The organism is Paenibacillus sp. JCM 18996 (assembly GCF_055392555.1).
The window spans coordinates 1,362,959-1,389,346 of the sequence record NZ_AP043884.1 but is presented as its reverse complement, the minus strand read 5'-3'; the positions used below and the strand labels follow the sequence as shown (position 1 = coordinate 1,389,346).

At 49.0% G+C, this 26,388-nt stretch carries 25 protein-coding genes, 5 pseudogenes and 1 riboswitch; of the genes and pseudogenes, 22 read left to right on the top strand and 8 right to left on the bottom strand.

Annotated elements, in window-relative coordinates:
* Positions 1 to 9: 9 nt before the first annotated feature.
* From glgA to ACZ5N7_RS06790, 8 genes are all read left to right on the top strand, one after another.
* A complete protein-coding gene (glgA, locus tag ACZ5N7_RS06825) occupies positions 10 to 1,641 on the top strand; it encodes a glycogen synthase GlgA (RefSeq protein ID WP_464659174.1) in 1,632 nt (543 codons plus the stop codon).
* 158 nt (positions 1,642 to 1,799) lie between these two features.
* A riboswitch (TPP riboswitch) is annotated at positions 1,800 to 1,899 on the top strand.
* A 145-nt stretch (positions 1,900 to 2,044) separates the two neighbouring features.
* Positions 2,045 to 2,656 carry a thiamine phosphate synthase gene (locus ACZ5N7_RS06820; protein WP_464658356.1) on the top strand — a complete coding sequence of 204 codons (612 nt, stop codon included), beginning with the start codon at positions 2,045 to 2,047 and terminating at the stop codon, positions 2,654 to 2,656.
* Between the two features lie 5 nt (positions 2,657 to 2,661).
* Positions 2,662 to 3,801 carry a glycine oxidase ThiO gene (thiO, locus tag ACZ5N7_RS06815; protein WP_464658355.1) on the top strand — a complete coding sequence of 380 codons (1,140 nt, stop codon included), beginning with the start codon at positions 2,662 to 2,664 and terminating at the stop codon, positions 3,799 to 3,801.
* A gap of 3 nt (positions 3,802 to 3,804) precedes the next feature.
* On the top strand, positions 3,805 to 4,011 hold the full coding sequence (gene thiS / locus ACZ5N7_RS06810; protein WP_464658354.1) for a sulfur carrier protein ThiS: 207 nt from the start codon (positions 3,805 to 3,807) through the stop codon (positions 4,009 to 4,011).
* Positions 4,012 to 4,013: 2 nt separating this feature from the next.
* Positions 4,014 to 4,781: a thiazole synthase gene (locus ACZ5N7_RS06805; RefSeq protein WP_464658353.1), complete on the top strand. Its 768-nt coding sequence runs from the start codon at positions 4,014 to 4,016 to the stop codon at positions 4,779 to 4,781.
* A 35-nt stretch (positions 4,782 to 4,816) separates the two neighbouring features.
* Positions 4,817 to 5,641, top strand: a complete 825-nt coding sequence (thiD, locus tag ACZ5N7_RS06800; RefSeq protein WP_464659173.1) for a bifunctional hydroxymethylpyrimidine kinase/phosphomethylpyrimidine kinase — start codon at positions 4,817 to 4,819, stop codon at positions 5,639 to 5,641.
* 22 nt (positions 5,642 to 5,663) lie between these two features.
* Positions 5,664 to 6,344, top strand: coding sequence for a thiamine phosphate synthase (gene thiE / locus ACZ5N7_RS06795; RefSeq protein ID WP_464658352.1), 681 nt, complete (start codon positions 5,664 to 5,666; stop codon positions 6,342 to 6,344).
* Positions 6,345 to 6,424: 80 nt separating this feature from the next.
* Positions 6,425 to 7,132, top strand: coding sequence for a glycosyltransferase family 2 protein (locus ACZ5N7_RS06790; RefSeq protein WP_464658351.1), 708 nt, complete (start codon positions 6,425 to 6,427; stop codon positions 7,130 to 7,132).
* 163 nt (positions 7,133 to 7,295) lie between these two features.
* Here the strand turns inward: ACZ5N7_RS06790 and ACZ5N7_RS06785 are convergent, their stop codons facing one another.
* Together ACZ5N7_RS06785 and ligD are read right to left on the bottom strand one after the other, a co-directional pair.
* Positions 7,296 to 7,445: a lmo0937 family membrane protein gene (locus ACZ5N7_RS06785; protein WP_464658350.1), complete on the bottom strand. Its 150-nt coding sequence runs from the start codon at positions 7,443 to 7,445 to the stop codon at positions 7,296 to 7,298.
* Between the two features lie 64 nt (positions 7,446 to 7,509).
* Positions 7,510 to 8,442 (bottom strand): non-homologous end-joining DNA ligase, encoded by a 933-nt coding sequence (ligD, locus tag ACZ5N7_RS06780; protein ID WP_464658349.1) that lies wholly within the window; start codon positions 8,440 to 8,442, stop codon positions 7,510 to 7,512.
* A gap of 72 nt (positions 8,443 to 8,514) precedes the next feature.
* Here ligD and ACZ5N7_RS06775 point away from each other — a divergent pair.
* A pseudogene (locus ACZ5N7_RS06775) lies at positions 8,515 to 8,766 on the top strand (ferritin); the annotation flags it as partial.
* Between the two features lie 11 nt (positions 8,767 to 8,777).
* On the opposite strand, the gene ACZ5N7_RS06770 reads toward ACZ5N7_RS06775, so the two are convergent.
* On the bottom strand, positions 8,778 to 9,590 hold the full coding sequence (locus tag ACZ5N7_RS06770; protein ID WP_464658348.1) for an iron-hydroxamate ABC transporter substrate-binding protein: 813 nt from the start codon (positions 9,588 to 9,590) through the stop codon (positions 8,778 to 8,780).
* A 399-nt stretch (positions 9,591 to 9,989) separates the two neighbouring features.
* Here ACZ5N7_RS06770 and ACZ5N7_RS06765 point away from each other — a divergent pair, with 399 nt between their 5' ends.
* The 10 genes and pseudogenes from ACZ5N7_RS06765 to ACZ5N7_RS06720 all read left to right on the top strand — a co-directional run bounded on the left by ACZ5N7_RS06765 (position 9,990) and on the right by ACZ5N7_RS06720 (position 18,889).
* A complete protein-coding gene (locus ACZ5N7_RS06765; RefSeq protein ID WP_464658347.1) occupies positions 9,990 to 11,033 on the top strand; it encodes a FecCD family ABC transporter permease in 1,044 nt (347 codons plus the stop codon).
* A gap of 59 nt (positions 11,034 to 11,092) precedes the next feature.
* The gene (locus ACZ5N7_RS06760) at positions 11,093 to 12,064 is read left to right on the top strand and encodes a FecCD family ABC transporter permease (RefSeq protein ID WP_464659171.1); all 972 of its coding nucleotides are present in this window, start codon (positions 11,093 to 11,095) and stop codon (positions 12,062 to 12,064) included.
* A 49-nt stretch (positions 12,065 to 12,113) separates the two neighbouring features.
* A complete protein-coding gene (locus ACZ5N7_RS06755) occupies positions 12,114 to 12,923 on the top strand; it encodes an ABC transporter ATP-binding protein (RefSeq protein ID WP_464658346.1) in 810 nt (269 codons plus the stop codon).
* A gap of 17 nt (positions 12,924 to 12,940) precedes the next feature.
* Positions 12,941 to 13,723: a (2Fe-2S)-binding protein gene (locus ACZ5N7_RS06750; RefSeq protein ID WP_464658345.1), complete on the top strand. Its 783-nt coding sequence runs from the start codon at positions 12,941 to 12,943 to the stop codon at positions 13,721 to 13,723.
* Positions 13,724 to 13,852: 129 nt separating this feature from the next.
* On the top strand, positions 13,853 to 14,461 hold the full coding sequence (gene wrbA / locus ACZ5N7_RS06745; RefSeq protein WP_464658344.1) for an NAD(P)H:quinone oxidoreductase: 609 nt from the start codon (positions 13,853 to 13,855) through the stop codon (positions 14,459 to 14,461).
* 186 nt (positions 14,462 to 14,647) lie between these two features.
* Entirely contained in the window at positions 14,648 to 15,466 is an 819-nt protein-coding gene (locus ACZ5N7_RS06740; protein ID WP_464658343.1) for a DUF2935 domain-containing protein, read from the top strand.
* 254 nt (positions 15,467 to 15,720) lie between these two features.
* A complete protein-coding gene (locus ACZ5N7_RS06735; protein ID WP_464658342.1) occupies positions 15,721 to 16,080 on the top strand; it encodes a hypothetical protein in 360 nt (119 codons plus the stop codon).
* 31 nt (positions 16,081 to 16,111) lie between these two features.
* A pseudogene (locus ACZ5N7_RS06730) lies at positions 16,112 to 16,252 on the top strand (LacI family DNA-binding transcriptional regulator); the annotation flags it as partial.
* Positions 16,253 to 16,491: 239 nt separating this feature from the next.
* Positions 16,492 to 17,340, top strand: a pseudogene (locus ACZ5N7_RS06725) (lactate/malate family dehydrogenase).
* Positions 17,341 to 17,623: 283 nt separating this feature from the next.
* A complete protein-coding gene (locus ACZ5N7_RS06720; RefSeq protein WP_464658341.1) occupies positions 17,624 to 18,889 on the top strand; it encodes an FAD-binding protein in 1,266 nt (421 codons plus the stop codon).
* Positions 18,890 to 18,898: 9 nt separating this feature from the next.
* Here the strand turns inward: ACZ5N7_RS06720 and ACZ5N7_RS06715 are convergent, their stop codons facing one another.
* Positions 18,899 to 19,582, bottom strand: a complete 684-nt coding sequence (locus ACZ5N7_RS06715) for a hypothetical protein (RefSeq protein WP_464658340.1) — start codon at positions 19,580 to 19,582, stop codon at positions 18,899 to 18,901.
* A 323-nt stretch (positions 19,583 to 19,905) separates the two neighbouring features.
* Positions 19,906 to 20,985, bottom strand: a complete 1,080-nt coding sequence (locus tag ACZ5N7_RS06710) for an nSTAND1 domain-containing NTPase (RefSeq protein ID WP_464658339.1) — start codon at positions 20,983 to 20,985, stop codon at positions 19,906 to 19,908.
* A 268-nt stretch (positions 20,986 to 21,253) separates the two neighbouring features.
* Here ACZ5N7_RS06710 and ACZ5N7_RS06705 point away from each other — a divergent pair, with 268 nt between their 5' ends.
* Together ACZ5N7_RS06705 and ACZ5N7_RS06700 are read left to right on the top strand one after the other, a co-directional pair.
* On the top strand, positions 21,254 to 21,424 hold the full coding sequence (locus tag ACZ5N7_RS06705; protein WP_464658338.1) for a hypothetical protein: 171 nt from the start codon (positions 21,254 to 21,256) through the stop codon (positions 21,422 to 21,424).
* A 237-nt stretch (positions 21,425 to 21,661) separates the two neighbouring features.
* The gene (locus ACZ5N7_RS06700; protein WP_464658337.1) at positions 21,662 to 21,772 is read left to right on the top strand and encodes a YjcZ family sporulation protein; all 111 of its coding nucleotides are present in this window, start codon (positions 21,662 to 21,664) and stop codon (positions 21,770 to 21,772) included.
* A 240-nt stretch (positions 21,773 to 22,012) separates the two neighbouring features.
* Here the strand turns inward: ACZ5N7_RS06700 and ACZ5N7_RS06695 are convergent, their stop codons facing one another.
* Together ACZ5N7_RS06695 and ACZ5N7_RS06690 are read right to left on the bottom strand one after the other, a co-directional pair.
* Positions 22,013 to 22,963, bottom strand: coding sequence for an aldo/keto reductase (locus ACZ5N7_RS06695; RefSeq protein WP_464658336.1), 951 nt, complete (start codon positions 22,961 to 22,963; stop codon positions 22,013 to 22,015).
* Between the two features lie 108 nt (positions 22,964 to 23,071).
* A pseudogene (locus tag ACZ5N7_RS06690) lies at positions 23,072 to 23,518 on the bottom strand (aldo/keto reductase); the annotation flags it as partial.
* Here ACZ5N7_RS06690 and ACZ5N7_RS06685 point away from each other — a divergent pair.
* Positions 23,480 to 24,307 carry an AraC family transcriptional regulator gene (locus ACZ5N7_RS06685; protein WP_464658335.1) on the top strand — a complete coding sequence of 276 codons (828 nt, stop codon included), beginning with the start codon at positions 23,480 to 23,482 and terminating at the stop codon, positions 24,305 to 24,307. The pseudogene ACZ5N7_RS06690 and the gene ACZ5N7_RS06685 sit on opposite strands and share 39 nt — an antisense overlap.
* A 415-nt stretch (positions 24,308 to 24,722) precedes the next feature.
* On the opposite strand, the pseudogene ACZ5N7_RS06680 reads toward ACZ5N7_RS06685, so the two are convergent.
* Positions 24,723 to 25,927, bottom strand: a pseudogene (locus tag ACZ5N7_RS06680) (IS110 family RNA-guided transposase).
* Positions 25,928 to 26,388 lie beyond the last annotated feature (461 nt).

Here is a 26,388-nt window from a genome sequence, read left to right as displayed (position 1 = left end):
GTGGAAAGAATGAAAGTTTTGTTTGCTGCTTCCGAAGCCGTTCCCTTTGCCAAGACGGGGGGACTGGCCGACGTCATCGGCTCGCTGCCCAAGGAGCTCAAAAAACAAGGTGTGGATGTGCGGGTCATTATGCCCAAATACGGCGATATTCCCTTGCATTTTCAGGAGCGTATGGAGCAGGTCTGCAATTTCTACACCAATATCGGATGGAGAAGGCAGTATGTAGGTATCCAGAAGCTGGAGCATGAGGGAGTCACGTTTTATTATGTCGATAATGAGTTTTATTTCAAAAGAGGCGGGTTGTACGGTTACGGGGACGATGCGGAGCGATATATCCTGTTCTCAAGGGGCGTGATCGAAGCTCTCCCTTACCTCAAATTCATCCCGGACGTGGTTCATTGTCACGATTGGCAGGCGGGATTGATTCCGGTGCTGTTTAAGGCGCATTACTGGAACCTGCCGGATTTTGCCAATATGAAATTTATGATCACCATCCACAATATGAAGTACCAGGGCATCTTTGGGAAAGACCAGTTCAGGGAACTGGCCGGGCTGGGAGAAGAACATCTCCACGGATACGCGCTTGAGCTTCATGGGGGGGCGAGCTTTTTGAAAGGCGGTCTGCTGTACTCCGATGTGATTACGACGGTCAGTCCCACCTATGCGGAAGAGATCCAGACGCCTTATTTCGGGGAAAATCTGGACAGCCTGCTGAGGAGCCAATCCGACCGTTTGCACGGCATTGTCAACGGCATCGATTACGAGGAGTTCGATCCGATGAAGGATCCGCGGCTTTTTATCAATTACCGGGATTCCCTGGTGAAAAAGAAGATGAACAAAGTGCTGCTGCAAGAGCAGTTCGGGCTCCCGGCGGGCAGGGACATCCCGATGATCGCCCTCGTAACCAGGCTGGTGGAGCAGAAAGGGCTCGATTTGATTGCCGGTGTGCTGGAGGAGCTCATGCAGGCGGATGCCCAATGGGTGATTCTCGGGACGGGTGAGCATAGATATGAGGAGATGTTCAGGTACGCGGCCTGGCGGTATCCGGACAAGGTTTCAACTCATATCACGTTCGATGAGGAACTGGCCAGAAGAATGTACGCCGCTTCGGACTTGTTCCTGATGCCCTCCCAATTCGAGCCGTGCGGTATCGGCCAGCTGGTCGCGCTTCGCTACCGCTCCGTGCCGATCGTGCGGGAAACCGGCGGACTGAAGGATACGGTACAGCCGTACAATGAATTTACGAAGGAAGGCAACGGCTTCAGCTTCACCAATTTTAACGCGCACGACATGCTCCATACCGTGCGCCGGGCATTGGAGTTTTACCATGATGCGGATGCCTGGTCCGCCATTCACGGCAACATCAGGAAGTGCGATTTCTCCTGGAGTAAATCGGCTCAGAAGTACATTGAACTGTACGAGAGGATTACCGTTCCCGAAGAAAGGATTGCGCTGGATGAGCCGGAAAACGAGGCGGATGGCGTCCTGGAAGATATGCCGGAAAACGAGCCGGGCAGCGTCACGGAAAATATGCCGGAAAACGAGACGGACAACGTCACGGAACATACGCCGGATAACGAGCCGCAAGAGAATGCTTCTGAAAAGAAGGCCTCTGAAGAAAGCGTGCCATTCCTTCCATAACGCCAAAGATGTATGCACATACCTGCGAAGGTTGAACTGCGGGTGCATATCTTGCACAGCCGGCCTGCGGGCCGGCTTTGTTTCTTTTTACAGCGCGTCAGTAAAAAAGGTTCTCAACGCTGCAACTTCGTGCTATAATTTACGATCATATGAATGCTAAGTATCACTAGGGGTGCCATACGGCTGAGACGGAACATCTCCGGACCCTCTGAACCTGATCTGGTTTATGCCAGCGTAGGGAAGTGGTGAGCGTACCGTTTCAAGGTTTGAGTATACCAAGCCGGGACGACCACTTTTCATCGGAAAAGTGGTCTTTTTTGTGAGTTTCGGGCTCACGCAAAAACAGCGATTCCACACCTAAGCCCTGCGCGTATCCGGGATTATTTTGTTCAAGGAGGTGCTTATGAGGCCAAAAGAACTGCACATCGTTTCTACAGGCAAGCAGTCCATGGCTGAAGTGGCCGCAATTGCCGCGCAGATTTATCCTTGGGTAACTTTTTTCCATCTGCGCGAGAAACACAGGACGGCCCGCGAGCTGTGCGAAGGCATTAAACAATTACTCATGGCGGGTGTCGACCCGAGAAGAATTATTGTCAACGACCGGGCCGATGTCGCGGCCGCCATGTATGTGTACGGCGTTCATCTGGCGTATCACAGCCTGGATGTTGCGCAGGCGAAGGCAGTATTTCCGGGCCTGGCTGCAGGCAAATCCGTTCATTCCGCAGATGAGGCGGTACTGGCCGAAGAGGAGGGCGCGGATTACCTGATATTCGGCCATGTGTTTCCGACAGCGTCAAAACCGGGCATGGCAGCGAGAGGCGTTGAAGCGCTCCGTGAAGTGATTGCGAAAGTGAAGGTGCCGGTTATCGCCATCGGCGGACTGACTCCGTTAAATGCCGCAGAAGTGCTGGACGCCGGTGCGGCGGGCATTGCCGTGATGAGCGGTATCCTCGAAGCGGTTGATCCTGTGGACACGGCGCAGGCGTACTATCAAATTTTACACAACGGGAGTTAATGAATATGGCAGAACACTACGATGTGGCAGTTGTCGGCGGAGGTGCGATTGGTGGGTCGGTCGCATTCCATCTGGCGAAAAAGGGGTTCAAGGTTCTACTGCTGGAAAAGGGCCGCACAGGCTCCGGCGCTTCAAGCGCGGCGGGTGGAATGCTGGGAGCGCAGTCCGAAATGCATGAGAAAGGGCCGTTCTTCGACCTGGCCCGGCTCAGCAGAGCCAAATTTCCTCTTATCGCGGAAGAGCTGAAGGAGCTGACCGGCATCGACATCGGCCTGGTGCAAAAAGGGCTGCTGAAGGTTGCCGCAACCTCCGAGCAGGCGGAAGAGTGCCGAGGCATGATCGCTTTTCAGGTCGAGGCAGGGGAGCGGGCGGAATGGCTGACTCCCGAGCAGGCGCGGGAAGTGGAGCCCGCTTTGACGCAGCAGATCTGCGGAGCCGTGTACATCCCAGGCGACGGCCAGGTGTTGGCCCCTGAGCTGTCGGAGGCTTATGTGAAAGCAGCCGCAGCGCTGGGAGCCGCGGTAAAGGAGTACACCGAGGTGAAATCGTTGATTATCGACGGGGATCGGGTGAACGGCTTAATCACGGAAGAAGGCACGGTGTTGTGCGAACGGGTCGTAGTGGCAGGCGCGGTCGGAAGTAAAGGACTGCTCACGCAAGCCGGGCTTTCACTGGATCTTTATCCGGTCAAAGGAGAATGCTTTTCGGCCGTCACACAGAAGCCTCTATTGGAAACGACGATATTTTCAAAGGGATGCTACCTGGTCCCCAAACGCGGCGGCCGAATCCTTGTAGGCGCTACGATGGTTGCAGGTTCCTATGATTTGACAGTCAGTGTGGGAGGACTGATGGGCTTAATGGAAAAAGCGGTGCGTCTCGTGCCTTCGATCGCCGCGGCCAGATTGGAAAAGTCATGGGCGGGACTCAGGCCGCAGACACGGGACGGGCTGCCTTATCTGGGGGAGGTACCGGGCTGCATAGGGTTGTTTGCGGCGGCAGGACACTACCGGAACGGGATTCTGCTAAGCCCGATTACAGGGGAGCTTGTAGCGGACCTGATCTCGGGCAAGCGGACGGCCGGCATGGATCTGGACGCTTTTCGCCCCGACCGGCACAGCGCTTCTCTTACGGCAGGAGGAATATAAAAAATGAAAGTACTTACGATCAACGGAACCGAGCTTGAGGTCCCGCAAGCGGTCACGACGGTAAGGGAGCTTTTGACCCATCTGGAGCTGGACCGCAAAGTCGTCATCGTGGAATTGAACCGGAATATTCTTGAAAAATCGGCGCACGCCGAAGCCCTGCTTTCCAATGGAGACCGGGTCGAAATCGTACATTTTGTGGGAGGCGGATAAACATGTTAACTATCGGACCTTATCAGTTTAAATCAAGACTTTTGCTTGGGACAGGAAAATTTCCGGATTTCGAAGTCCAGCGGGTGGCGGTCAACGTGTCGGAGGCCCAGATCCTCACTTTTGCCGTTCGCCGGATGAATATTTTCGAGCCCGGCCAGCCGAATTTCCTGGAAATGCTGGATCTCGCCCGGTTCAAGCTGCTGCCTAATACGGCAGGTGCCCGGAACGCTGAGGAAGCGGTGCGGATCGCAAGGCTGGCCAAAGCTTCCGGTTTGTGCGACATGATTAAGGTGGAAGTGATCGGGGACATGAAGACACTGCTGCCGGATCCCGTGGAGACGCTGAAGGCCACCGAATTGCTGCTGGAGGAAGGCTTTATCGTGCTGCCTTACACCTCGGACGATGTGCTGCTGGCCAGACGGCTGCAGGAGTTGGGAGCGCACGCCATAATGCCGGGAGCTTCCCCGATCGGTTCGGGCCAGGGGATCGTCAACCCGCTCAATATCAGCCTTATTGTAGAACAGGCGACGGTTCCCGTTATCGTGGATGCCGGTATAGGCACTCCTTCCGACGCCGCCATTGCTATGGAGCTCGGGGCTGACGGAGTTCTGCTTAACACGGCGGTATCCGGAGCCAAGGATCCGATCAAGATGGCGCTTGCCATGAAGCTCGCCATTGAAGCCGGCCGTTTTGGCTTCGAGGCGGGCCGGATCCCGAAAAAACGCTACGCCTCAGCGAGCAGCCCGATGGAAGGAATGAGCCTATCATGACCGGCCGTTCGGAGGAAACGGGCCATTCCATGGATATGGCAGTACCGAAAGTGTTGACTATTGCCGGATCGGACAGCGGGGGAGGCGCGGGCATCCAGGCCGATCTGAAAACGTTCCAGGAGCTGGGAGCTTTCGGCATGTCGGTGATCACTGCGGTCACGGCTCAAAACACACTGGGGGTGCAGGGGGTTTACCCGCTTCCTGTGGAAGCGGTAGTCCGTCAGATGGATTCCATCGGCGAGGATCTGGAGCCTCAGGCGGTGAAGACCGGCATGCTGTTCAGCGGTGAAATCATCGAAGCTGTGGCAGGCAAGATCTGCAGCTACGGCTGGCGCGGGCTGGTGGTCGATCCGGTGATGACCGCAAAAGGGGGTGCGGCGCTGCTGCGGGACGACGCTGTAGAGGCTGTATGCAGACACCTGCTGCCGCTCGCCAAGGTAGTTACGCCGAATATTCCGGAAGCGGAAGCTCTCGCGAATATGAGCATCCATTCAATGAAAGACCGTGTGGAAGCGGCAAAGAGAATCCATGCATTGGGACCTGAGTACGTACTGATAAAAGGCGGGCACGCAGACGAGCAGGCTGTTGCGGAGGATCTGCTTTATGACGGTGCAGCTTCCTATACGTTCACTGGCGAGAGAGTAAAGACCAAAGATACTCACGGCACCGGCTGCACCTTTGCCGCAGCGATTGCCGCCGAGCTCGCGAAAGGGGCTTCTGTCCGGCAGGCAGCGGGTACAGCGAAGCATTTTATTCAAGCGGCTATCGCTCATCCACTGGGAATCGGCGGAGGACACGGGCCTGCCAATCATTGGGCCTACAGGAAATACTCCCGGGGCAACATAGCGACGAACAACTAAAGTTTGGAACGGGGGAGCGGAAGTGGCGGAAGCGTTAAGGGAACGGCTGAAGCTTTATTTGGTCATGGGAACGGTGAACTGCCTCACGGATCCTCTACGCACGTTGGAGGAAGCGATCGAGGGTGGCATCACCGCCTTTCAATTTCGGGAAAAGGGTCCCGAAGCTTTGCAGGGCCAGGAAGCATACATTTTGGGTAAACAGCTGCAAAAGCTGTGTAAATCCCGCGATGTGCTGTTTATCGTCAATGACGATGCAGAACTTGCGCTGAGGTTAAATGCCGACGGGGTACATATTGGCCAGGAAGATCAGGCATTAGCTGAAGTGCGCACGAAAATGCGGGATAAAATCGTAGGCGTCTCGGCTCACGACGTGGAGGAAGCCAATCTCGCGCTGCAGAGCGGGGCGGATTATTTGGGGGTAGGCCCCATGTATCCGACGGCAACGAAATCAGACATCCGCGAGGTGAAGGGGCCATCCATAATTAAAGAGATACGCAGAAACGGCATTTCCCTGCCTTTGGTTGGAATCGGCGGTATCTCCCAAGGCAAAATAAAGGCAGTGATAGAAGCAGGAGCAGACGGGGCTGCCGTCATTTCAGCCATCACACAGGCCGGCTCTCCACGCAATGCTGCGCAAATGATGCTGCGCGAAGTAAGCGCCAGTCTGTACTGGAAGGAACTTTTTCCACGAATCAACCCCTGAATGCGCCGTTTCTTTTTTAGTCAATAATCCATATCTTTATAATTAGCAAATGTTAATTTTAAGGAAGGAGGACAGCCGTAATGCATGGGATTTCCATTGTTACCAGCACGCAAAGGGCGCATTTCAAGAAAAACCTGTTTAAAAATTACAAAAGGCAGAGATGGAAAAAAAAGGAACTCATCATAGTCCTAAACAAAGATAGCATTAACAGCAAAAACTATCGAAAAATGGCTAAAAAATATAAACACATATCCATATACCGGGTGCCGGAGAAAAAGACGCTGGGAAAATGTTTAAATGTTGGGGTCAGCAAAGCCAGATACAATATTGTGGCCAAATTTGACGACGACGATTATTATGCACCCCATTATTTAAAGGACTGTATGCGTGCATTAAAAAGAAGCCGTGCGGATATCGTCGGCAAACGCGCGCATTTTATTTGGCTTAAGCAATCCAAAGCACTCCTTCTCCGTAATACGGGAGCCGAAAATAAGTTTGTCTCTATTCTGCCCGGGGCCACTTTAGTGTTCAAAAAGAAAGTATTTAACAAAGTCCGTTTCTCCAACATGACGGTAGGGGAAGACGATAAGTTTTGCAGGGACAGCAGGGCCAAGGGGTTTAAAATCTTTTCCGGCAGCAAATACCATTTCGTCGCCGTCCGCAGGAAAAATTCATCCGGCCATACCTGGATCATAAGCGACAAAAATTTGTTGCAAAGCGGCAATGTAAGGCGCATTCCCCGCGTAAAGAAATACAAAAAATATGTATCAAGAAAGCGGGCTAAGTGACGCGCACCGCAACGGGAAGCGGAACGAATACGTTAAAGCAGCGGCGCCGTAAGGTCGCTTTTTTTTTGCTCGCAGATAGTCCCTTTCACAAGAAAAACCAAGCGGAAATCCAGCCTGGAAACAAAAAAGCTGCCTGTGGGGCAGCCTTCACAATTTCAAAGGTTTACAAACGATTTTTTCTTCCAGCCACTAAATTGTAGACAAGGGAGATCAAAGCGGCGACAAGGAGGATATGAATCAATCCACCTGCGATGTGAAAAGAAAGACCTAGAACCCAAAATAACAGCAATACAACAAAAATTGTCCAGAGCATGTCAGCACTTCCTTTCTAATAAATATTTTTGGTGTATACAAATTCTAACCACATTTGCGTAAATCTAAACATTCTTTGAACCTTGACTGCCTTCCCGGACCGTGAAAAACGAAATGATAGGGTCGAGATTTTGATTGTACTTCATTTTTTGCGTGCTCAGCGGAGCGAATAAAGCCCCTGACTTTTTGACGCGTTCAATCACATTTAATACTGTAAAATCGGTCGGTCTGAAGCCTTTGCCTACTTCTTCCCAAGTGACCGGAGTGGAAACGGTTGGCATCATGCGCGCGCGCACGGAGTAAGGGACTGCCATCGTTCGGCCCCGCCAAAGCTGCAAATAATCGAAATATAATTTTGAGCGCCGTTTGTCCACCACCCGTTCCAAGGTGATTTGATCCGGCATTTTTTGTGACATGTAATCCGCAATAAATTTATTTATTTTCCTGGTTTCTGCAAACGTATATTTCGGTTCGATCGGAATGTATATTTGCAGCCCCGTTGCGCCGGATGTTTTGGGAACTGAAAACAGCCCGAGGGAATCGAGGACTTCTTTTAGTGCCAACGCTGTTTCGCTTACAAGCGCAAAACTCCGGTCATCCGGAGGATCCAAATCGAAAACCAATTCGGTTGGATAATCTTTGCGGTCATAACGGTCAAAGGGAACATGCAGCTCTAATGCATCCAAATTCGCGACCCATACAAGTGAGGCGGTGTTATTGAGTAAAATCCTTTCTTTTCCGTTGTATACAACGCGCGGCAACCATTCCGGGGCAGTTCCGTGAACGGAGCGCTGTTCAATTCTTTTGCCGCCTGGCCCTGTCGGGTAACGCCAAATCATAAGCATTCGATCGATTGTATAAGGCAAAAAATAAGGGGCGGCCTCCACTAGATATTTTATGTAGTCCAGCTTGGTTATCCCGAATTCTGGCCACAGCAGCTTGGCTGGACTCGTAATAGTGATTTCTTTGCCATTCGCCGTGGCAGTAAAGTCAGACATAGGGCACCTCGAAAACATTTGGTATAATTAGTTTCCACCAAGCAGGGGAAAGCTATGTGATTCATGCGATACTTGCTTAATGCTTTTGAAGAAGCCTTTGCCCATGAGCAATCGGTGACACGTCGTATTTATGATATATCCGATGCCTCTTGGAACGAGAGGGAACACGCTACCATCAATTTTTTAAAATGGTTTATAGATGAACAGGTGGAAGAAGAAGCCACTTTCGACAGCATCGTACCAAGATTAAAGAGGATAGACAACGACAGTAATGCGTTCTTCATCCTGGATGCGGAATTGGCTAAGCGTACATATACTCCCCCGCCATTTCCAACCTATTTACCCAGCGCCTTCATAATATCGTCAATGGTTTTTTCACTGGCGGCCAAACCGCTGTTTGTCCAGCTGCCGGAATCCTTTATTTCATAAACATGATTCTGTTTTACGGCCGGCAAGGCCTTCCACACTGGGCTGTCAAAGGCTTCTTTCCCACTTCCTACACCATCCTTCTTTACCAGGAAAAGATGGTCCGCGTCTAGCTCCGAAAGCTTTTCAAGAGAAATCGGCTCCCATTTGGCTGAAGGCGCAGCGAGATTTTGAACAAGTTTCGGTCGGGTCACGCCCAAATCCCCATACATTACTTTTCCGCTAAAGCGTGTTTCCTCGAAGAGGTAAAATTGTTTTTCAACCATCCATACGATAGCCGCCGATTTCTCGCCGATAACCTGATGGATTTTCGCTTTGGCCTCTTTGGCTTTATAGTCATAGTCATTTAGAGCTTTCTTCGCCGCATCGGATTTGTTGAGTAATTCACCGATTTTTAGCAGCTGCTGACGCCAATCTTTGCCTAATTCATCACCCAGGATATAGGTGGGCGCGATTTTGGAATATTTCTCGTAAAGGCCGTTTTGTACCGATGCAGGTGAACTAATGATGATCAGATCGGGATTGACAGCGGCAACTGCTTCAGGCGGAAGGTCCCAGCTGATTTTTTGCACGTCTTTCAATGCAGGCTGCAGATAGTCCTGAACGGTTTGGCCAATCGACCATTGGGCGACCGGCTTGACGCCGAGGACCGTTAAATGGTCTTCGAGATAGGGGGCAAGAACCCGCTGCGGATTTGCCGGAATCTTTACTTCATGGCCCATCGCATCTTTTACGATTTGATTGGATGCTTTCTCCGCTGCAGGCGTACTTCCGGAAATGTTTCCTTTACCGACGCAAGCGGTAATAAGCATTGCAAAAACGATCAAGCAGATTAAAACGGGCAGACTTTTTCGAGCGTGAAACATAGAATTTATTTCCCCCTGTAGTTCATTGTGATAATGATTCTCAATTTCATCTATATCCTACAGAGCGGATATACATGTGTCAATGGTATTTTCTGGAGGACACAAGCGAGATAAGGAAACTGAAAGAATAAAGGTTAGTAATTGACTAACGGCAGGAAGACATCTATAATAATTCCGATAACGATTCTCATTATCATTTGAAAAGTTTTAGTCTATTGCAACAATCTCTAACAAGCAAATATAAGGATGGTTTAAATGATTGCACATACCCAATCTGTTACACAACATGAAGCAAAATTTCAGTCCCGGCCAATTGTCGCTGCGCTTATCCTGATTTGTGGATTAGCTGCCCTTATCCTTGGCATGGCCTTATCCGTTTCCGTCGGCGCGGCGGACATCAAACTTTCCACCGTTTGGGAAGCGATTGTTCGGTTCAATCCGGAGCAAAGCCAGCACCAGATCATCAATGAAATTCGCATACCGCGGGTACTCGCGGGAGCATTAACAGGCGCCTGTTTTGCTGTAGCTGGAGCCATCATGCAGGGCATGAGCCGCAATCCGTTAGCCGATTCCGGACTGCTTGGCCTGAATAGCGGTTCGGGATTTGTGCTCGCGCTCTGTTTCGCTTTTTTTCCCGGACTTCCGTTATTATATCTGATCGTGAATTCCTTTCTTGGAGCTGCAGTCGCCGCTGGGCTTGTGTACGGTATCGGCTCATTTGCAAAAGGGGGCCTCACACCCGTGCGGCTGGTTCTAGCCGGAGCCGCCGTCAGTGCGCTTCTCACTGCGCTAAGTGAAGGCATCGCCATTTACTTTCACATCGGTCAGGACCTCGCTTTCTGGTATGCCGGCGGGGTTGCGGGGACAAAGTGGCTGCAGATCAAAATGATGTTCCCTTGGGCTGCCGGGGCGATGATCGCCGCTTTGCTGCTTTCCCGTTCGATAACCCTGCTCAGCCTCGGAGAAGAGGTGGCGACCAATTTAGGCCAGCGAACCCGTATGGTGAAGCTGGCTGCTATAGTCACCGTGCTGGTGCTGGCTGGCGCATCGGTTTCCGCTATTGGCGCTGTGGGCTTTGTAGGGCTTATTATCCCGCATGTCGCACGGTATTTGGTCGGTGTCGATTACCGCTGGATTATTCCCTGTTCCGCGGTGCTCGGCAGTCTGCTTATGGTGCTCGCCGACATTGCCGCCCGCATGGTCCATCCGCCTTACGAAACCCCGATCGGCGCTCTGATCGCCTTGATCGGAGTTCCTTTCGTACTCTATTTGGCACGAACAAAGAGGAGGGAACTGTAGTGGAAACCTCATTTGAGGAAACGGGGCGTCGCAGTAGATTCAGCGAAACAGCAGTATGCATTACACTTGGGCTGCTGATCCTGATCGTGTTTATTGTCAGTATGAATACCGGCTTCATCCAGTTGTCGCCGCTCGACGTTATCAAGACGTTGATAGGTGCTGGAACGGATAAGCAGGAACTTATTCTGTTCGAATTCCGCCTGCCGCGGACCGTGATTTCAGTGCTGGCCGGTGCCGGGCTTGCCGTATCAGGATGCATTATGCAGGGGATTTCCCGCAATGCGCTTGCCGATCCCGGCATCCTTGGGATCAATGCCGGTGCCGGACTGATGGTAATATTGTTTGTTTCCTTCTACCCTTTGAATACGGCGGCTCCGGTCTTCTTCCTGCCGATTCTTGCTTTCGCCGGAGCAGGGCTGACTGCCGCGTTGATCTATGGACTGGCCTTCAAAAAGCATGAGGGACTCTCGCCGATCCGTTTGGTGCTTACGGGGATTGCTGTCGCGGCAGGCATCAGTGCAGCCATGATCGTTCTCACTATTAGACTGGACCCTCAAAACTACCAGTTTGTATCCGTTTGGATGGCGGGCAGCATCCTGGGAACGAACTGGAAGTTTGTGCTGACTCTCCTGCCCTGGTTGTTGGCACTACTACCTTACGTATTTTACAAGGCAAGGGTGTTAAACGTGCTGAACCTGGGGGAGCAGATGGCTGCCGGACTAGGAGTACCGGTGGAAAAGGAACGCCTCGGGCTTCTTGCGGCCTCCGTCGGCCTGGCGGCCTCCTGCGTTGCTGTCGGCGGCGGTATCGGCTTTGTCGGGCTGATCGGCCCGCACCTTGCTCGCCGACTGGTAGGTCCGAAGCATCAATGGCTGCTTCCTGCCTCGGCATTGGCAGGTGGGCTGCTGCTGATCGCGGCCGATACGCTGGCCCGCGTGATTCTGCAGCCTGCCGAAATTCCGACGGGTATAATCGTTGCTGTTATCGGTGCGCCGTATTTTCTATACTTGCTGGCCAAATCGAAAGCGTAGAGGACTTAACCGTTACCGTCCATATTTGATTAAAACGGGAGTGAAGCAGATGCCGGAGCGTTTGAGCACTGAGCAGCTTGATATCAGTTATGAGGACACTTTGATTGTAAATAACTTGAATTTGACCGTGCCGACAGGGAAAATCACTGCGCTTGTCGGTGCTAACGGGTCGGGGAAATCAACGATTCTAAAGACGATGGCACGACTTATGAAGCCAAGCTCGGGGGAAGTCTTGTTGGACGGGAAATCGATTCACAAGCAGTCTACGAAAGATGTGGCGAAGCAGCTCGCCATTCTTCCGCAGAATCCGGGTGCGCCGGAGGGGCTGACGGTTTCCGAACTGGTCGCATATGGACGATTCCCTCGTCAAAAAGGATTCGGAACGTTAAGCAGTGATGATAAGGAAATCATTCGCTGGGCGATCCGGATGACCGGGTTGGAATCTTTTTACGACCGCGCTGTTGATCAACTTTCAGGCGGACAGCGTCAGCGGGCGTGGATCGGCATGGCTTTGGCCCAGCAGACGGATATACTGTTCCTGGATGAGCCAACCACGTTTCTGGACATGGCCCATCAGTTTGAGGTGCTCCAGCTGCTGCAAAAGTTGAATCAGGAGGAACGGCGAACGATTGTGATGGTTGTGCATGACTTGAATCATGCGTCGCGATATGCTCATCACATGGTAGTTATTAAATCGGGGAAAGTCATCAGCGAAGGCCGGCCGGCGGATGTGATGACGAAAGATGTGCTGCGCAAGGCGTTCAACATAGAAGCGGATCTGGTCCCTGATCCGAGAACCGGCGTTCCGTTATGCTTGCCGTTCGAACTCGCTGCAAATGCGGTTCCAATCATGTCATGAAAGACGGGAGGACTAACATGGACTTCCTTCAACTGGAGGAAACCTATTTTGTCAGCTTGTTGGCACGGAAAAACGCAGTATTCTCCATGCCGGCGGCACAGCCTTCCGCTCAGAACGGTATGGAGCGCCTGCTTGACACTTATATGCCGCTTTTAAAGGCAGCGGAGCCGGCTGCGGCAGCTGCCTATTTCAGCAGCTGGTTCGGCGGCGTGGCGCTGGCCTTCCATTATTTCATTTCCCGGAATAAGGGGCCGGATTTATCTCTCGGCAATATCACCGTGCAATTATATCCGGTCGGTAATTACCACCGCTTCTCCTTCCAGGTTGGCGAGTGGCAGGAACAGGATGCGCCGCTTGACCCAAAAGAGAGAGACCGGTGGCGCGAACGAATGTTTACCGATTTTTACGGCAAAACCGTGCGGCCTTTATTCGAAGCGGCATCGGGCGCAGCGGGAATACATATAACCCAGTTATGGGGGCAGCTGCCGCACAAATTTTTTTATTTTATGGAAGGGCTGGCGGTAGAATCTGATCCCAACATCAGAGAAAGAGCCGCCGAGGATTATCATTGGTTGAAAACACTTGATGCAGGCTTATTCGGCCTGAAGAAGAATCCTTTCGACGTGAACTGCCGCATGATCGAAAGTATAGCGGAAGCGGATAAGCTAGTTCCTTTGAAGAGCGCTTGCTGCTTATTTTATACAACCGAAGGAGGCCAGTATTGCTATAGCTGCCCGCGTATGAAAGAACAGGAAAGGGCTGCGTTGCGGGGGAAATTTCGTGCCGAGGCTGCTAAATAGCACGCATATGAAAAATGATCGCTGCATGTTTTGGTGCTTCAAATGCATTCGTCTTTGTTTAATTAAAAAAGAATGCCAGGGACCACTTAATTAAGAAAAATAACTCAATATGTGGAAGGAGATGACCTTATGCCTATTAATCTGGCGGTTATTTATTACAGCGCTACAGGCACGAACCATCAATTAGCCCAATGGGCCGCTGAAGGCGGCAAAGAGGCCGGCGCGGAAGTGAAAGTATTAAAGGTTGCCGAGCTCGCTGCTGAAGATGCCATTGCTTCCAATCCGGCCTGGAAAGCGCACGTGGAAGCAACAAAGAATGTGCCTGTAGTAACACATGATGATATCGAGTGGGCGGATGCCATCATTTTCAGCACACCTACACGTTATGGAAATATGGCGGCTCAAATGAAAAATTTCCTGGACTCTACAGGAAGCATCTGGTTTCATGGCAAAACCGTCAACAAAGTAGTCAGTGCCATGACTTCTGCGCAAAACCCGCATGGCGGGCAGGAAGCCACAATATTATCCATCTACACTTCAATGCATCACTGGGGAGCGATTATTGCTGCTCCTGGATACACAGATCAAGCTCTTTATGAGGCAGGCGGCAACCCGTACGGGACAAGCGTGAGCGTCAATCATGGCAAAATGAAAGAAGACGTCCGCAGCGCAGTCATTCATCAGGCAAAACGTACGGTAACAGTCGCGGATTGGATAAAAAAAGGAATGCAGTCTTAAAAGAAAAGAACTAAGTAAAAGAAGCTTAAAGGGACAATGCTATTTTTGCCTTCTAAGCTTCTTTTTTTCTGCTCTCTTCTTTGGGGCTAATATTGAAGAAATGGTTTTTCTAATTTTTGTTAAGCAGTATTTTAACCCAATTAGCTCGCATAGATTAAAGTAAAATTGCTGAATGGGGGCGTAAGTATGTCTAATATGTTTGTTGCCCGTTCTTTGGACGAAATCCGTTTTTGGTCCAGGATTATGAAGGAACATTCATTATTTTTACGTTTGGGATTCCGGTGTGAGGACACTCAGCTTATAAACGAAGCCAATACATTCTACAAAATATTTGAGGGCATTGAGCACAAATCGCATTCCCTGGGTGCCAACGCCGATCCGTCGACTATACAGCAATTTAATAACGAGGCGTATACGGCTGCTTCCCATATCTGGACTTTTAAACGAAAAGTATTAGGACTGATCGTTACCTGTCAACTGCCGGGGCAGAACAACTTTCCTTTATTAGTGGATCATACCAGCAGAGAAGCAAATTATTTTCGGAACCGGTTGGCTGAATTAAACCAAGGCAAACTGGAACCGCTGCAGGATGCGATTATCGATGAAAATGTGTTCTTCCTGCGGATTATGGCTGACCATGCCAAGTTCATCGGGCATCTTCTGGATCCGTCCGAACGAAAGCTCGTGGAACAGGCACGGGATTTCAGCCATGATTTTGATCAATTGCTGTACCAGGCGAGGGACTTAGACTCTATGCGCCCTCAGTCCCAAACTGCTCCTCTGCTGAATCAATTCCTCGACCAGAACAGGGTTTCCGTCAAGTCGTTGCGTGATTTCAAGAAAACAGCCAGGGATTTGATTGAGCAATGTAAAATAAAAAGCATTATTCATCCGTTATTGGCCGATCATGTATTCCGCGAGGCGGAGAGATTTTTGGAAATTATCGACATGTTTGAAGTGGCGCTAACGGGGAAGGGGGGACATCGGGCCGCGAGTATCCATTAGTATTTAGCGATATATTTCCCCACACTCTGTCTAAGCGGTCAACAGATGACTTCGTAATCCAGGAGTCATGTTTTTTTAATATTGGTCTGTTTGATCTTGTACAAGCTTCTAAACGTAGCTAAAATCATCTCCACCAACCGGAATTAATGATATTGCTATATAGAATCAAATCTTACCAGTGGAGCCTCGAGGAACCAGCATGATCTGCATCATAAGGCGGCGGAAGATTGCTTTGCCGTGGGGTGCATGTACAAATGCAGAAGCCCCTTGCAATATCGTCGTCATTCGGACGTAAAATGATTGCGGATGCCCAAAAATATGAGAGGGTTTTAACATTATCCGAGCCGATTGTTCTGGGGGCTCAAGCGGTTGCCATTTCAAGAGCAGTTCGGGACGGTATCATGGGCCCGATATACTTGACAATAGATTATGCAGCTACTGCTGAAGTGACGGAGCGCGGCTTTTTTGGAGGAACGCCTTGGAGCCACATGAAAGGGCAAGCGGGAGCGGGCTGGATTAATAACCACGGCGTCCACCATGCTCACTTATTCATCGAAGTAAGTGCCTGGATCCCGTGTGCTTCTGCAGAAGTAGTACAATATTCCGCTACCTGAAAAGTCGAACAGCATGGCCTGTCGGAAGCGAATGGCAACAATAATAGATGTTGCTAAACTGGCAGGCGTTTCAAGGACAACCGTCTCACGAGTTTTGAATGATAGCCCTCGTATTGATCGGGAAACGCGCAAAAAGGTTCAACTTGCTATAGAACAGTTGAATTATGAGCCCATTGCACCGGCATAAATTCCCGCGTGAATCATCACATCGCTCATCGGAGCTCAGTATTTTTTATGCTGCTGCGGCGGGAGCGGCAATGAAGGTATTTTACATCAAAATGCAAAAAGGCTCTAGACGAGAGGTGTGACCTTTGTCACAGTATTAAGCCGTTAATTCGGATTAAGATAGGGATGCGTGATAGTTTGCAAAGTTCGTGTGCTTGTGGTGTATAAGATAGGAAGGTACGTGGAATGGACAAGAGAAAAAAAATCGTCGTCATCGGAATAGGGGCCGTCGGATCTACCACGGCGTATACGCTTTTTTAAGAGGGCAGGCGGAGGAACTGATTCTGATCTACGTGAACACGGATAAAGCGATGGGCGATGCGCTGGATATGAATTATGGGCTGCCTTTTGTCGGAGGATCCCAAGTCCGGTCCGGATCGTATGAGGATTGCCAAGGGGCGGATATCATCATTATTGCTCGCGGACATCATCGACAGCGTAACCAGCTACAATCAGACCGGTATTTTACTGATTGCGACTAATCCCGTGGATATCTTGTCTTACTATTCCTGGAAACGTTCGGGTTGGCCGGCAGGACGGATTATCGGAACGGGGACGCTGCTGGACAGCGCACGCCTGCGGTTTCTGGTCGGCCAGCATTTTCAGATTGACCCTCGCAGCGTGCATGCCCATATTATCGGCGAATACGGGGATTCGGAGCTGGCTGTATGGAGCTTGGCTAATATCGCCGGGACCAAGGTGCAGCTCGATCCGTTGAAAAAGCAGGAAATATATCAGAATACCCGGGATGCTGCCTATCAAATCATCAAAGCCAAGGGCTCCACTTATTACGCTATAGCTCTGGCGATCGACCGAATCTGCGCGGCCATCCTGCATGATGAATCGGCGGTTTTAACGGTTTCCACACTGATGCAGAGCTATCACGGGATTTCCGACGTGTATTAGGGGATTCCCTGCATTGTCGATCGCTCCGGTGTGCGCGAAACGCTGCCTTTGACGCTGGATGAAGAGGAAAGAGCAAAATTGATCGCTTCAGCAGAAAAATTGCAGTCACTTATATCTTTAAAGGAGTGAATTTCGCCTAAGACAATCTGCCGGATGTTTCATTCCGACACTCACCCTTCCCGCGTCGCAGGGGTATTTCTTTTTGGTGCCCCGGCCGCCTTAATTTGTTTCGTTTTTTCCAATTCCTCTCTTCGCAGATCTTCTTTTTTTTTCCTAAAATGGGCAATACAGTTCAACGATGTGCTAAGATAAGGAAAATCACCATGGCATGTGAGAAGGACAATAGTTGATGAAGCTGGTCTCATTACAGCAGCATGATTATCCGGATTAGTCTGGGAAGGAGTGTTAAGTCGTGGATAATGATCGAAACTGGGCAGGCAACTACAGATACAGCGCCTCGGAACTACATGTTCCGGAAAACATGGAGCAAGTACAAGAATTGGTGGCTCGCAGCAGTCGAATAAAGGTGCTCGGCACCCGCCATTCGTTTAATGGAATCGCCGATTCCACTGAAAGCCTTCTCTCACTTGAGAAGATTAACCGAGTGACAGCATTAGACCATACGCGTAATAGGGTAACTGTCGAAGCTGGAGTACAGTACGGAGAACTGTGCCAATATCTTCACGGCAACGGCTATGCGTTGCACAACTTGGCGTCGCTGCCGCACATTACCGTTGCAGGTGCATGCGCGACGGCAACTCATGGTTCCGGTGATCGGAACGGGAATCTTGCAACAGCGGTTCATTCCCTGGAGATAGTGAAAGCAGATGGAGAGGTGGTCGTGTTTTCACGTGAACAACAAGACGGGCTCATCTCCGGAGCAGCCGTAGCACTTGGGGGATTGGGCGTAGTCACGAAAATCACCCTGGATTTGATCCCGGCATTTCAGATGAGCCAGTACGTATACGATAACTTGCCACTAGCGCAACTTGAAGATCACTTTGACGATATTTTCTCCAGTGCTTACAGTGTCAGTCTATTCACGGACTGGAAGGATGCGACGTTTAATCAAGCCTGGCTAAAGCACAGAATAACAGATCAAGTCTCCATGCAGGCGGAGCCTGAGTTTCTCGGCGCGATACGAGCAACCGCACATCGGCACCCAGTGCCAGGCCACACTTCGGAGAATTGCAACGAACAGATGGGCATTCCGGGACCTTGGCACGAACGGCTGCCGCATTTTCGCATGGATTTCACCCCAAGCACCGGCGATGAGCTGCAAAGCGAGTATTTTGTAGCGCGTCAAGACGCATATCATGCATTGTGTGCGATTGACCGGCTGTGGGAGTACATAACGCCACTCCTGCATGTTTCAGAGGTTCGCACGATTGCACAAGACGATCTGTGGATGAGCCCCTGTTACAAGCAGGAGTCGGTTGCTATCCACTTTACGTGGAAAGCTGATTGGGGGGCAGTTCAACAAGTTTTGCCTATGATCGAAAAACAGCTTCAGCCCTTCCATGCTCGTCCACACTGGGGCAAGCTGTTTGCCATGCCGCCCGCTCGGCTGCAATCGCTCTACGAGAAGCTGCCCGACTTTCGAGAGCTGCTGCTTCACTGTGACCCCCAAGGAAAATTCCGCAACGCCTTTTTGAATAACTATATTATGGAAAACTAACTGCACGCACTATCTTTTGGCATCAAAAAATTTGTTCAGCAATTCATTCAAATGACGCAAGGCTTCGCGCTGATCCCGGTAATAAGTCGCCCTGCTGATGTGCATTCTGGAAGCCGCAATTTCAACATTCAGATGAGGCTCATCATACATAAGACGAAGCAAATCCTGCATCCTCTTGTTGAGCGGTGGCAGCGGAGGTTCCTGGTTTAACAATTCCTGAAGCTTCTGCTGCAAGAGAATGCCGCTGCTGTTTACGTTGCGGGCAAACGCCGTTTTACCAAGGGAGTCCGCATTTTTGCCCAACTTTAATACGGTTTTGATATCAGTCTCCGTTGACACCGGGTCGGCTTCCAAGTTCACATTATTGTCGAAGGCATGGAGCAAGGCGAGCACAAAGTTACCGAAATCCAAGCTGCGTAAATCGAACTCAATGATCGAAGCACCGTATGAAGGATGTTCTTCAGGCAGGCCGAGAAGCGCTCTAATAGGAAAGCCCACTCCCCGCATAAACGAGACCGTCTCTTCCAGCTTGGTAATGACTGTGCAGCGCAGGCCCATAACCGAATAAGTGGAAAAATGGTCCGCCAGCAAAATACCGTTCAATTCATAGAACGAATAATGGGGATCTTGACTCGTTGAAGCAGCCAATAGCTGATAATGAGTGTCTGCTTCATAAAGCCGCAATTGCTTCATGCGACGGATCTCCAACGGATAACAGTTCTCCAGTACATGAGGAATGAAGGGCTCCAGAAAATCAATGGTTTCCCGATATAGCAGCAATCCTACGCTAAACGTAAGGGGAATGCCGTTTTTCGACCGGAAAACCCGGAAGTACTCCGGAAATTGCCGGGCTAATGCATCCAAAAGCTCATGGACCTTGGCATCCGATTCAAGGGAGATAGCTAAACCTAAACGCGCTTGTTCCGTGATTAGCTCGTGCAGATGGGGGAGATCGCTTTCGCGGAACGATTCCATGGTCATGGATTGCGGGTTTGTTGAGATGATAGGGGTCATATTTACCTGAAAAAAATCTCTGCATATGGCAAGTAAATCGTTGATGGTTTGTTTTTTTGCAGGATGTCCTCTGTTTTGAGTTCCTTGATCATTTCCTGAACAATTCGGTAACGGAGCGCCTTATAATGTGCAGGTTCCCGATGCAAGAAATCGTCCTGCAGGTGAGCACGTGCCACGTCGTGCAGGGCAAAGCCTCCCATCGTGGGACGTACAAAGGACAGCCGAGTGAGCTGATGCAGTTGCAGAGCTGTAAGAGGAGCGACAAGCAATCGCCCGAGCAATTCCGGATTTGACTGTGGCAATATACAGAGTAAATCCAGGACCTCCTGAAGGTCGGATTCGGCCACTTCGCGTAAGAGCTGTGCGCTCACAAGCAGCGAAACAGGCCATTGGGACTTATCTGAGTCTAGTTTTGTTAAATTTGCCTTATCGGCTGAAAGAGCCATTGCGAGTGGCAGTCCCTTGGTTTCGTTGATGAGCCGCTCTATCTCAAAATTGTCGTCCACACCAATGTTTTTGTAAAATTCTTTAGCCTCAGGCCGTGCAATAGGGGCCAGGCACATTTGTTTAACGTGTTTGCGCCAAGCCAAATCGTTCTGCCACTCAATCGTCATTTCTTGTCTATCCGCAAGTATGATTAGGACACCTTCTGCTGACAGTTTAGGGAGGAACACTTGACGCAGCCAACCTTCTATTTGGTGAAGATGTTCATAATTATCTATGCATATCAAGGTACGCTGCTGAGAAATAGATATTACAATATCCGACAAAGATGTCTTGGACGCAGAAAGTAAACGTGAATTTTGAACTAAAGATGTTTGCAGAGATTCCAGAAATCCGGCGGGTGTTGCCACGACTGCACGGCCATCCAGCCAGATGGATAACATATTTTCATCCTGTGCCATATTTAAAAATTTGAGCACCAGGGCTGACTTGCCAATGCCCCCTATACCGGAGATGAAGACCACCTCAGTCGGCGCGTCCTGCTGAGTCAACCAATTTTGTATGTAGGTCAGTTCCTGTTCTCTCCCTACAAATAAACGGCTTCGCTCTATGGTTAAAGCTTGGTTCAGACTCTGCATTGTATGCCACCTATACTCGTATATTTTCCCTTACCTTGTGTAAGTTGTGAATATTGATAGTAGATCTAAATATATCTATTCGATAGGGAACAAAACTTTCCTTTGAGACTGCTGTAAAATCTTGAGATAAAGTTGAGACCTTTTGAGGGGAATCAACATTTAAAATAACAGCTAGTGACCAATCTTTTGTGAAAATAAGGCTTATGGGTGTTATGGGAATGGACAATGCAATATTTCAAATGAAACGCAAAACAGGGGGGTTTTACATTTGGCAAACGAAGCAAAAAGCGAAGCGGAAAGCAAACCGTTGTATTACGACGGAAGTGTACCTTTGCCTAAATCATTATTGTCCAAATTCAGGGAGGCACCAGCAGCTATCCAGTTTACTCCCGAGATTCGAATTCAAATTTCAGGTAATCCCTACGGTTTCTTCAAATAAGCCATTTAGCGTTGACGATACACCTGGGAATTTAGTAGATTAAACAGAGATTGCGTGCTGACCTAAACTTTCAGCTGCCACCTTTGCCGATAGGTGTAATTCCTACCAATCTAACAAACAGGTGGTACTACAAACGCCGTTAAACAAATATCTTCTGAGGTATGTGCACAAGCAAGATTGAAGTGACGGTCATATGAATATATCGTAGTGTCATTACTCTCGAGGGGAGGAACGAACTTGGGAGCTTACAGCTGCGCAGGTTATGGTCATCACTTTACCAGCACTGCCGTTATCTTGGTCCTGTTTATTCTTCTGGTCATTGTGGCTCGTCACATCTGTGGTTACTAAAGTTTAACGCGAGAACGCCGACTACTCTGTAACTCTAGTCGGCTACGAAGTGCAGTCAGTATGGAACCGTCATTAAATGGCGGTTTTTTCTTTCGGTCAAAAATCAACAATCAAGGATAACAGAGCCAAACTATCGTACCCGTCGTATCAACAACCAGGCTTTATTATGTATCACTACGCTGCAATACCAGCCTGATAAAAAAGTTGTGCGTCAGGCTTGGTTCCTGCAACAGCTTACAATCAATTCGCACCGACCACTGGGTGTGGCACATACGGCTCTTCCAAGTGCGTAATTTCTTCAGGTGTTAACTTTAACGAAAGCGCACCTACCGCATCTTCAAGGTGGGGCGACTTCGTAGCACCGACAATAGGTGCTGTTACCGGTCGTTTTTGCAATACCCATGCAAGTGCGATTCGAGAGCGGGGAACTCCATGTTTTTCTGCAAGTTCTGCCACACGATCCACAATCGATTGATCAGCGTCAGCCATTGCATCATATTTTCTTTTTTGAACTTGATCGGTTTTGGAACGATCTGTTGTTTCCCCACGATCACGCGTCAATCTTCCTGATGCAAGCGGACTATATGGAATCACGCCGATTTTTTCTTGCCTACAAAGAGGCAACATCTCGCGTTCCTCTTCACGGTATATGAGGTTTAGATGGTTCTGCATGGACACAAACCGTGTCCACCCATTCTTCTCTGCAACATGCAGCGCCTTCAAGAACTGCCAGGCATACATCGCTGAAGCACCAATGTATCTTGCTTTGCCCGCCTTCACGACATCATGCATGGCTTCCATGGTCTCTTCGATAGGCGTAGTGTAGTCCCAACGATGGATTTGATACAAATCGACGTAATCGGTTCCCAGTCTCTTGAGGCTTTTATCAATTTCACTCATGATTGCTTTTCGGGATAGCCCTGCACCATTTGGACCTTGATGCATGCGCCCCCAAACCTTCGTGGCAAGGACTATTTCATCCCGATTAGCATAATCCTTTAACGCACGTCCAACAATTTCCTCGCTGGTTCCATCTGAATATAAATTCGCCGTATCAAAAAAATTAATGCCCAGTTCAAGAGCTTTTTTATTAACCGGACGGCTATGCTCTTCATCAATTACCCACGGGTGGGTCCACCGTTCTGCTACACCAAAGCCCATACAACCAAGGCAGATTCGAGAAACGTCCAAACCGGTGTTTCCAAGTTTCGTAAAATCCGTAACCGGGCGCTCTCCTTACTTTTTGTCGTAATGGAAAAGCGTGTGACATGCCATGTTAATTCACACGCTTTTTGAACATTAATCATGAATTTTACGGGTGCCGATCCATTTCACCATTTCAGGATCACGATGTGAAAAGAACAGGCTCTGTTTCGTATCAAGTGTGGTAATCTTATCCATATAATCCTGGCTCAATTCAAAGTCAAAGATGTTGAAGTTTTCGATAATTCTTTCCTTACGGACTGATTTTGGAATTACAACAACTTCTCTTTGAGTCAGCCAACGTAAAACGACCTGAGCAACGGATTTGTTATGCTTTTCAGCAATGGATACCAATAACTCATTCTGGAACAAGTTACTTTTACCCTCTGCAAAAGGCGCCCAGGATTCAATTTGAACATTATTCTCTTTCATGAATTTTGCATTTTCAATTTGTTGGTTGAATGGGTGCGTTTCAACCTGGTTTACGGCAGGAACGACTTCATTATGAATAATCAAATCGATCAGGCGGTCCTCATGGAAGTTATGCGGGATTCTAATGCATCTGTACCCAACCATGGAGTTTACAAGCCTTCCTTCTGCATGGTGGTCCAAGGGGCGAAGGAGGTATGGCTGGGTGAGGACCGGTTTAGATATACCCCTACCGATTACCTTGTTGCTTCCGTTCATCTACCCGTTACCGCCCTTGTCACTGAAGCGACCTCCGATGTTCCATATTTGGGTTTTAAACTTGAGTTTACGGAGAATCAAATTTTAGAGGTTTTGCGTGATTCTGAAACAAGGGTAGGACCCAGAGAAAATGCAATGCGAGGGATGTTTGTCAGCCGGATTGACACGCCTTTAACGAATGCGGTCATCAGGTTGGCTCGTTTGCTTGATGCCCCAAAGGATATCCAAGTACTTGCGCCCCTGCATACGAAGGAAATTCTGTATCGAATTCTTCAAGGCGAGTATGGGATTACTCTTGGGCAAATTGCAATAGCAGGCAGCTCCGCCCATCAAATAAATGACGTTATCGAGCATATCACGAATAACTATGTTCGTTCTTTTCGGATTGAAGAGCTTGCCGAGATCGCAAATATGAGTGTTTCTTCGTTACATCGGCACTTTAAAGAAGTAACTGCCATGAGCCCAATTCAGTACCAAAAACAATTGAGACTTCAGGAAGCCCGCCGACTGCTGTTAACCGAATCGGCAGATGCGACTGAAGCTGCATTCCGGGTAGGATACGAAAGTCCATCGCAGTTCAGTCGTGAATATTCCCGTATGTTTGGCTTTCCACCTAGGGAAGATATAAAGCGCCTAAGGGCGTAACCCGAATCGTCTTCAAGTAGCTTAATAAAACAAGGAGCAGCTGCACTACACAAGCTGTGTTACGACAGTGAACGTCAGTCTCACGAAACCTCGACTCTTTCTCTGCGTCGCTTTATTGCATTAAATCGTTGGTACGCTTGGACTTCATAATCAAGACGGTATGGAAGTTAGCCGAGGATATGACATTGATCACATTAATGTGCTGGAAACGTCTTAAAAGATCCGTCTTCATTTTTTAAAAGGCTCTGTTAAACTGTGTTGTTGATTTTTTTTATTGAAGTAACCCAGCTAATATCTTGTCAAGATTTTTCTAGTTAACGAGTAGTGGATTGATGTTATACTTGAAATTGAGCATGCCAAATAACCTTCCAATACAATTATGGAAGGTTTTTCACGAATTTCAGTAAATTATAAACTAAGTTAATTCGTGGAAGGCTTCTTTCCTGTTAAGCATAGCAAAGATCCAATGGAGCAACTTATTCACACAGGCGATCATCGCTACTTTATGGGGTTTGCCCTCGGACATTTTCTTGTCATAAAAGGCTTTAAGCTTTTTACTTCCGGTACGTCTCAACCCGCATAGCACAGCCATATATAAGGCGTGCCTCAGGCTGCTGGAGCCTCGCTTCGTGATCCGGTTAATTGTTGCGGTAAACTTACCGGAGATATGCACGCTTGGATCTACACCAACGAAGGCAACGAGCTTCTTAGGATGATTAAACCGACTGATCTCACCAAGTTCGGAAATAATCGTTGCAGCGATTTTCTCTCCGATACCGGGGATCGACTGGATAATCTTATATTCAACAACTTCATTTGCAAAGGCATCTATTTGCTTTACGAGGGTTGATAAATGCTTTTTGTAATGAAGCAACATATTGATGTACATACTCATGCTGAACAAATGACTTTGGAATAGAGCTTTCCGAAAGGGATTCCGGGTCGCCGCTGCCATAAGCTCTTGAGCCTTATCCTTAGCCCATTGTTCGGAACGATGTGGACATAGAATCGAGATCCTCTCCGTTAATTGAGCTTCACCGGCACTCAGAACAGCCTCAGAAGTAGGGAATTCTAATAAGGTTTGTAAAGAGATCACCGAATACAAATCCCCGAATACGCCCTTATACTCGGGAAACACTTGATCTAAAACCGCATGGAATTGAAGTTTGATCTGAACAAATTGATCCGTTACCGATTCATGCTGTCTTGTAAGATTACGAAGGTTTAGTAATTGAATACCTCTTTTCTTACGGGGTTCAAAATCTTCCTTGTAAAAGAACTCGCATAAAGCATAAGCATCAACGGCATCTGTCTTCACTTTACGTAAGCTTGAAGACTTTTTCGCTTGATAAGACAGAAGTGGGTTTATAACAATGTAAAGGTAGTTATGTTCATCAGAAACTGAGTAACAGGGGTATGGTAATGACCTGTTGCTTCCAGAATGACCATCGGTAGCTGTCCTGTCATGGCTTGAATATCTATCAAGAGTTGAAGGAAGCCCCCCAATCCATCACGGGTGTGAAGGACAGTAAAGCTTTTGCCATAAGGCTTTCCCTTGTCTAAGAAGATTTGACCTTTACTCTCTCCACTAGCAACATCCAGTCCAAGTACTGGATTCATCCTTGTATCACCTCTATGATTTTATTTGCCGGTATCCCCTAGTCCTTCTTGCAGTGTCATAGCTTCGCTTGTTATACGAGATCTATGTCTCAACCAGCCTCAAACATGTTTCTACAAGTAGGGGGCGAACATGTTACTTCACGGGATCACAGTCCCTCGGGCAGTGACGTTCTACCCCGGCTACCCGTAAACTAAACCCCTTAAAGAAAAAGAGGTCAACCAGTAAAAACTGGTTAACCTTATAATACGAACGGGCAGTATTCTGAAAAAAGGTAGTAAGCGTAGTTGTAACCAAAGGCACCTCGCAAGATTCCGATTTGTTTCGGTATTGACATAGCCGGTTTTGTTCTATCATTTAGCTTGTTTCGTTTAGCCAGGTTTCCGGGCGGTAAGCGTTTTTTTTCCTGAAGGTGAAATTATGTCTTGCTCCTCACGTAACGTGATGAAGTACGATAAGGTTG